Below are 6,380 nucleotides of genomic sequence, written 5' to 3'. Positions count from 1 at the left end.
TATTCAGATCGCCACCGCCAGTAGACATTGCGCTCCCCAACATGGACGGGTCAACATTCCACCCGCCCCAAGACCCCAGCACTTCACCCGCGCCGGTTGCAGCAGTAGTGCCAGCAGTCGCGCCGGCTGTCCCGGCAGTCGCGCCGCCAGCGCCAGCAGAAGTTGCCCCAGCGGCCCCAGCGGTCCCGCCGCCAGCAGCGGCAGACCCTACTAGCGCAAGGTCGCCCATCGTGTATGCCGTGCCAAGACCAGCAGCGATAACCGCCGCCATCTTTGCGTAATCGTCGGAGTGGAAAGAGTCGCCTTGGTCGTAGCGGTCACGCTGACCGACAATGTTCCCCTGCGGGTCAATCAGGTAGTCGGTGACGGTGTAGCCGTTGCGCGAGGATCCGACCTGATAGCCGCCCAGCGCACCGAGGGAGCTGGCGTCGAACTGGTCATTGGCCGCGACCTGAGAGGCGCGGTCCATGTTCATCCAGTCTTGGGAGTTGACCCAAGAGTCGTCCCAAAGCCCTGCCCCCTGAAGCAGTTGTTCGTAGCCGCGGACTTGGTTGTAGTCCACCAGCCCATTCCATTGCACAGGCTGCCCAGTGTGGGGGTCAATGATTGTCGTCATGGAAATTCCTCGTTAGTCAGCAGCACGGGCGGGATTTGGTTCGCGCCTGCAAGGGATGCGGCCTGCAACACCTGAATAGAAGCGGCCAGGGCTTCGGCATTGGCTTGGCCCTGCGTGGCAATGGTTTGGCTTTGCGTGGCGGCGGTCGTGGCCTGGGCTTGTGCGCTGTTGACTGCGCTTACCAAGTCGGAGAGGGTCAACGTCCCCACGCCACCAGCAAAGACGTTCACGAACTGGTCGAAGAACCGATACCAAACCGGATTCATCAGCCCCTGCGAATCAACCACCTTTTCACGCGCGCCCGGCAGAAACGAGCGGATGGCCGAACTGCTTTGAACGCCGCTGGTGGTCAAAGCCCCCGACACGAACCGCACCGGCAGGTAAACGGTGGCCTCGGTGGACCCCGCACCGACGCCAGTTAGGCCCGAAAAGAGCAGCATTAGATGAAGCTCGTGATGACCTTGACCTGACCAGCAGCAACGGCGGTGGTGTCGGTGTCACCAACAGCCCCGGTGATGCTCAGACAGATGCCGGTGGAGAAGCGCGCACCAAGCGGCCCCCAGTCGTACTGGATGGAGCCGCCAGCAGGCACCGCGAACCATTGCGCCACAGCGGTAGAGCCCACGGTTACGGTGGTGGAGTTGTGCAGCTTGACCCAAGCCACGCCCGCGCCGTTGTTGCTGGCCGTGATGCCGTACAGGTTGCCCGCGCTGCCCTTGATGACCGTGCCGTTCGTGCTGGCCGCACTGTTGATGATGCTGGCGTTGGTCGGGTTGCCAAGCGTCGTGGTGACGGTGCCCGCAACCGTGACGTTCATGTTGCCCGCCGTGGCCTGCGCGACGGTCTGCACCATGCGCGAGTAAGGCACTTGGCTGAACACCGCCACAGCCTGCACCGTGCCGCCAGTGAAGCCGGTAGACACGCGCACGCGGACATATCGCGCCGTCACGGCACTACGGAACATGCGGGTGGTGGATGCCGCGATGGTGATGGCGGCGATCTGAGGCGTGGGCGTCAGGGTCGTGTCTTCTTCGACCGGCCAAACGTTGCCAGCTGCGGCTGCGCTGGTGTCGTTGGTCTGCTCGAAGAAGATGGCGCCCGCGCTGATGCCAGCACCGCCGATGATCTGCACAGACACCGAGTGAAACTGCGATGCGTCATACCAGCCGCTCGCGTTTCCGGTCAGCAGATCAGTGTTCAGCGTGGCGATAGCCGCAGACGAGCCGACCACCGTATCCAACGGCAGAGCCACCGGGATAGATGCGCTCGTTGCCTTGGCACCCAGCGTCAAAGCAGCCCCGCCGACCTCTTGCATATTGGTCGGCAACGGGTTGGCGTTTGAAACGTCGCCATCGTTGGTGCCGTCAGCGCCGTGGATCAGCTTGATGCGCTGGAACTTGACGCCGCCAATGTCATCGGTGGCAATCACGTCGCCACCAGCGCCGATGTTCAGGGTCGTATTGTCGGCCATGCTTTAGTCCGGGACGACGAGAGACGCCGCCGAAAGTTGATGGGATGCGCCGGCCACGCCATACACGTCTTCCGTGATCGCGGAGAGCCAGCAACCAGCACTGGCAGCACTGGTCAAGTTGACGGCTTCGCCACCCAAAGTAGCGGCCAGCTTGAAAGAGTCCGTGAGCGAGTCGCGGACGAAATAGACCTGCCCTTCCGTCAGACCACCGGGCGGCGTGCCAGAGAACAGCACCACCTTTTGACCGTCAGCGAACCCATGCGAGGCGCTGTAAAGCAGGTCGGAAGAAGGCACCGCGATGAAGTTCTTGGGCACAGCGCCACCGTTTGGAGCGCAGGCAATGAAGGTCGTGCCAGCCCAAAAGCCGACCCACCGAATCGTGCAGATCGGCAGGCCGGAGAACGTCACGGCTGAAGTCATGGCCTTGACGCCACCAGCGGGGCTGGAGAACGTCACCGTCTGCTGGGCGTAGCTGCCGCCCGCCACTTCGTTGGAGCCGATGGAGCCGGGGAAGCCCGTGTGCAGGCTCACCTTGTCCACCGCAAGAGCAGACAACATCGCGTTTTTGGTGGCCGCTGGAATGCTCATCGGGCCTCTGCGCTAATGATGGAAAACGGCGATGCGTCGGTGAAGTCAACGCGCCACACGCGGTCCCGTGCGTTGCCAAGCCGATGCCAGATCACGCGGGGCAAGAACTCACCCACGGCACCGACAGACCGTTGCACAGGGTTGCCCCAGCGGTATCCGCCATCGTCAGACCACGACAGTTCGACAACAGGCTCTGTGCCCTGAGCAGCCCCGCCCGTGGTGCAGTCCATGACGAACTCGCCAAAGAACTGCCGATCACGCGCCGGGGTGGCTTGGTTCGGGCTGATGCGGGTTCGGCGGATGACACTTCCCGCGAACGAGTTGAACCGCGAGGCCATTTCGTACACGTTGCCCGCGTCATCGCCCACAAGGTGCTTGCCGTGCACGTATGCGTGGCAAGTCCCGCGCCATTGGGCGAAGTCAACCGCCACCAGTTCGGCCCGTTCGTGCCAAGTGCCGGTTGACACCTCGTAGACCCACGACGAGGACAGGCCGGGAGCGGTCAAAACGTAGAAGGTCTGCCCGTTCTGCTGGTACACCCACGCACGAGCCGCGCTGAGGTCCGCAGAGCCCTGCAAAGCCTCTTCCACGGCCACGGACGACACCCGCACGGCTTGGTAGCCGTTGGAGCGGTACACCATGCCCGAGCCGTTGCGGTCACGGCCCACCCACATCAGGCCGGAGTCGATCTTCTGCGCGCTGTGCTTGGCGGCGCAGCCTACTTCGACAGATGCACCGTTATTGCGGGCAAAGGGGAAATCAGCCGCGCCCGAGTTGAACCAAACTTCTGTGGTCGTCTCCCCGAGCAGCCACAGCTCCCGATGATCGACCAGATGCGCCACAACGTCATCCGGGGTGCTTTCGGCTGATGCAAAAGCCAGAGCGTCGAGTGTGGTCGCATCGTCAATGGCCGACAGGTAAAAGACTTGCGTATCGGGGTCGGTGAAGATGAAATAGCCGTCGAGGTAGGCCACACGATGGGAGCCCAGCCAGCCTTCAGCAGTGATAACGCCGAAGGTGTTGGTGTTCAGGTTCAGCGTGTAGCCGTTGGGCCCGTCAACGATCGCCAGTTGAGTCAGGCCCCACGCGAAGTCAACCGGGCCGGTGCTGGTATTCAGCGTGCCGCGCGACGTTGCGACACCCGAAGCGCTCAGCTCGTACAGCACCGAACCAGCCACGCAAAAGCAGCGGTTTGCAGCCTGGAACAAGCCACGCACAGGCGCACCCATAGCAGCGAACACGGACAGACCGGGCACGGTCTGCAAGATGAACGGCGCCTTGCTGGGCGTTTCCAAGCCAAGCAGGTACATGTTCACCGTGCGCTGTACGCTGGCCTTGCGGTTGGCTAGCGTGTAGGACGGGCCGACGAATGGGATCATTTGGGCGTAAAAAAACCGCCTCTAGGGCGGTGTGTGTACCGGCAGGGGATGGGATTCAGGCGGCCACGCGGACCCAGGCCGTGGCCCCGCGCACATAGCCGCCGATGCCGGCGCCGAATGCGGCATTCGAGTTGTAGAACTTGGCGCCGGCCCGATGGTTGGTGGCCGTGGCATCCAAAAGAGCGCCGTCCGTCACCAAGTCCCAATCGCCATCGAGGCGCCACGATGGCGTGCCCGCATCGGTCACGATGGCCGCGCCGCCGCCTGGCTCGTTGCCGTAGCCGCTGATGCGCCAGGTGTGGCCGCCTTGCAGGTTTCGCAACATGCGGTTGCCGGCGCGGCAGTTGACGACGCGCACACGCATGTCTCGCCCCGTCGGGTCGTTGACTGAAAACAGCGCGTTGGCGACCTTGTTGTGCCACACCGTGCTGAGGTCCACCTGCGCCGGGGCGCCGCCGTCATAGAAGGCCACATGGTCTGCGTTGGCGTTGATGTTGCGCAGCCGCAGGACCTGGCCCGCTGCCGCAGTCGTCGTGTGGCGATACAGCGCATCGCCATCCAGCATGCGGATGTCTGACAGCAGCGCCTCGCCGATCGTGCCGTTGTTGAGCACGCCGCAAATCTTGGTGCCGGTGCTGGAACTGTCGTCCAGTTCGAGACCCTGCACATCCAAGCGCGTGATGACGGAGGTGCTGGAGTCGAGCGCCACCACCACAGGCCGCTGAGTGCCGCCCAGCTCGTTGTTGCCGTTCAGCAGGCCGGCAGCACGCACCGACAAGCGCCCGACTGACGCGGTGCCGGTCAAACCAACCAGGTAGCCCGAGAAGTCACCCGCCTCGAACTCGGCAGTCAGGTCGGAAATGCTGGAGCCGCCCTCAACCCAACAAGTGGCGCGCACGGTAGGCGTGCCGATGCGAGGGCGCACGCGCAGCAGCTCAATGTTCCGCCGCGTACCAGCGCCGCGATTGATGAAGCCATAGCTTGCGCTGCCGTCAGCTCGCACTGCATCGGGGCTGATGACCGTCAAGCCGTCAACGTTCGTGGCGCCCGAGTCCACCATGCCGCCGCTCATGGTGTCCATGATGATGGCCACGCAGGCGTCGGCGCCTGTCGAGTAGGTGCCATACACCCCATCCACAACCCAATTGCGGATGACGTTCGACCCGTTGGCGTTGTAGAAGCGCACAGGGTGCTCGTCGGTGTCCTCGCACCACGAATCGGTGACTCGACCGCCGATCAGCGAGAGGTCGCCGTACTGAGGGCAGTTCAGCACATAGTCGTAGTAGTCCGAACAGCCGACTCCGATGATGTTGTCGCCGCCCTGCGCGCGGGTGTTCTCGGCCACAAAGCCGCGACCTGGGCCTAGCGGGTGGACCACATCGCTATTGCCGCTGGTGTCACTGCTGACTGCCCGGAATGTCGAAAAGCCGCGCGCCACGAAGTTCTTGAAGCCAGTCACCAAGCACGCGTACTTCGTGGTGTTGTTGACCTGCAAACGGTCCACCAGCACGTCGCTGCAAGCGTTCAGGATCACGGCGTGCAGGTTGGACATGAGCGCGGTCGCCAAGCCGGATTTGTTGTAGTCCAGCGTGGCGCCGTTGCCCAAAATGGTGATGTTGCGCACACCGTAGGCGCGGCCAACCTGCGCCGTGCCTTGGTCCGTGCCGGTGTCGGGGAGCGTGTAGGTGTTGGCAGTGACCGCAGCGATGAAGCCGTGGGACACATCGCCGGATGGCCCGAAGTTGATGACGAAATCGCCCACGCGCCGCCCGTGGGCCGTCTCGGTCACGGTTCGGACGTTGCTGGCGCGGGTCCAGGTCATCGGGCGGGCGCCGGTCACGGCCTCGACACGCACGGTGCGGCTGATAACGCCGCTGCGGGTTGCAGGCGCGACGTAGACGTAAATCGACTGACCGGCAGAAGCCCCAGGCACCTCGAAGATGGCGACGGTGGCCGCGTTGGTCACGCCGCTGATGTTGACCTCGGAGCCGTAGGCAGCAGCGCCGGGCGCAAGCCAGGCCAGCGAGGTCGTGGCGTGCGTGTAGCGCAGCGTGCCAGCGCCGCTGGTGGTCGCTTCGTCAGCACAGTAGATGGTCACGCCGGGGATGGCCGTGGCGTCAGAGGTGAATTCCGCGTTGCCGGTGCGAATCAGCGTGTGTTGCACCGTGCCCGCGCTGGTCAGCGTGGCGCCAGGCGGGAGCCACAGCGTGGTGTTGTTGCCGATCAGGATGGTGTCGGCCAGACTGCCGCCGACCACCACGCGCATCCCATCCCCTGACGCCAAGGCTTGCACCGAGGCGGCCTGCGCGGTCGTGCTGATTGGCGC

Annotated in this window: 5 protein-coding genes and 1 pseudogene; all 6 read right to left on the bottom strand. The window is 64.0% G+C overall.

Annotated features, from left to right (window positions below):
- Positions 1 to 616 (bottom strand): annotated as a pseudogene (locus tag ACOVRJ_RS21400) (hypothetical protein); the annotation flags it as partial.
- A complete protein-coding gene (locus tag ACOVRJ_RS21395) occupies positions 613 to 1,056 on the bottom strand; it encodes a hypothetical protein (RefSeq protein ID WP_422045843.1) in 444 nt (147 codons plus the stop codon). The pseudogene ACOVRJ_RS21400 and the gene ACOVRJ_RS21395, both read right to left, overlap by 4 nt.
- Positions 1,056 to 2,087 (bottom strand): hypothetical protein, encoded by a 1,032-nt coding sequence (locus ACOVRJ_RS21390; RefSeq protein WP_422045842.1) that lies wholly within the window; start codon positions 2,085 to 2,087, stop codon positions 1,056 to 1,058. Before ACOVRJ_RS21390 ends, ACOVRJ_RS21395 begins: the two co-directional genes overlap by 1 nt.
- 3 nt (positions 2,088 to 2,090) lie before the next feature.
- Positions 2,091 to 2,627 carry a hypothetical protein gene (locus ACOVRJ_RS21385; protein WP_422045841.1) on the bottom strand — a complete coding sequence of 179 codons (537 nt, stop codon included), beginning with the start codon at positions 2,625 to 2,627 and terminating at the stop codon, positions 2,091 to 2,093.
- Between the two features lie 44 nt (positions 2,628 to 2,671).
- Positions 2,672 to 4,054 carry a hypothetical protein gene (locus ACOVRJ_RS21380; protein WP_422045840.1) on the bottom strand — a complete coding sequence of 461 codons (1,383 nt, stop codon included), beginning with the start codon at positions 4,052 to 4,054 and terminating at the stop codon, positions 2,672 to 2,674.
- 55 nt (positions 4,055 to 4,109) lie between these two features.
- Positions 4,110 to 6,380 (bottom strand): hypothetical protein (locus tag ACOVRJ_RS21375; RefSeq protein WP_422045839.1); only part of this gene is annotated, 2,271 nt, incomplete at its 5' end.

It is taken from the genome of Roseateles sp. (assembly GCF_049240545.1).
GTDB lineage: Bacteria > Pseudomonadota > Gammaproteobacteria > Burkholderiales > Burkholderiaceae_C > Paucibacter_A.
The sequence above is the reverse complement of the archived record's forward strand: the minus strand, read 5'-3'. Positions and strand labels throughout refer to the sequence as shown.

Coding starts and splice junctions, on each gene's coding strand:
- ACOVRJ_RS21390 (WP_422045842.1), bottom strand. CDS start 2,087: ATGGCCGACAATACGACCCTGAACATCGGCGCTGGTGGCGACGTGATT.
- ACOVRJ_RS21395 (WP_422045843.1), bottom strand. CDS start 1,056: ATGCTGCTCTTTTCGGGCCTAACTGGCGTCGGTGCGGGGTCCACCGAG.
- ACOVRJ_RS21380 (WP_422045840.1), bottom strand. CDS start 4,054: ATGATCCCATTCGTCGGCCCGTCCTACACGCTAGCCAACCGCAAGGCC.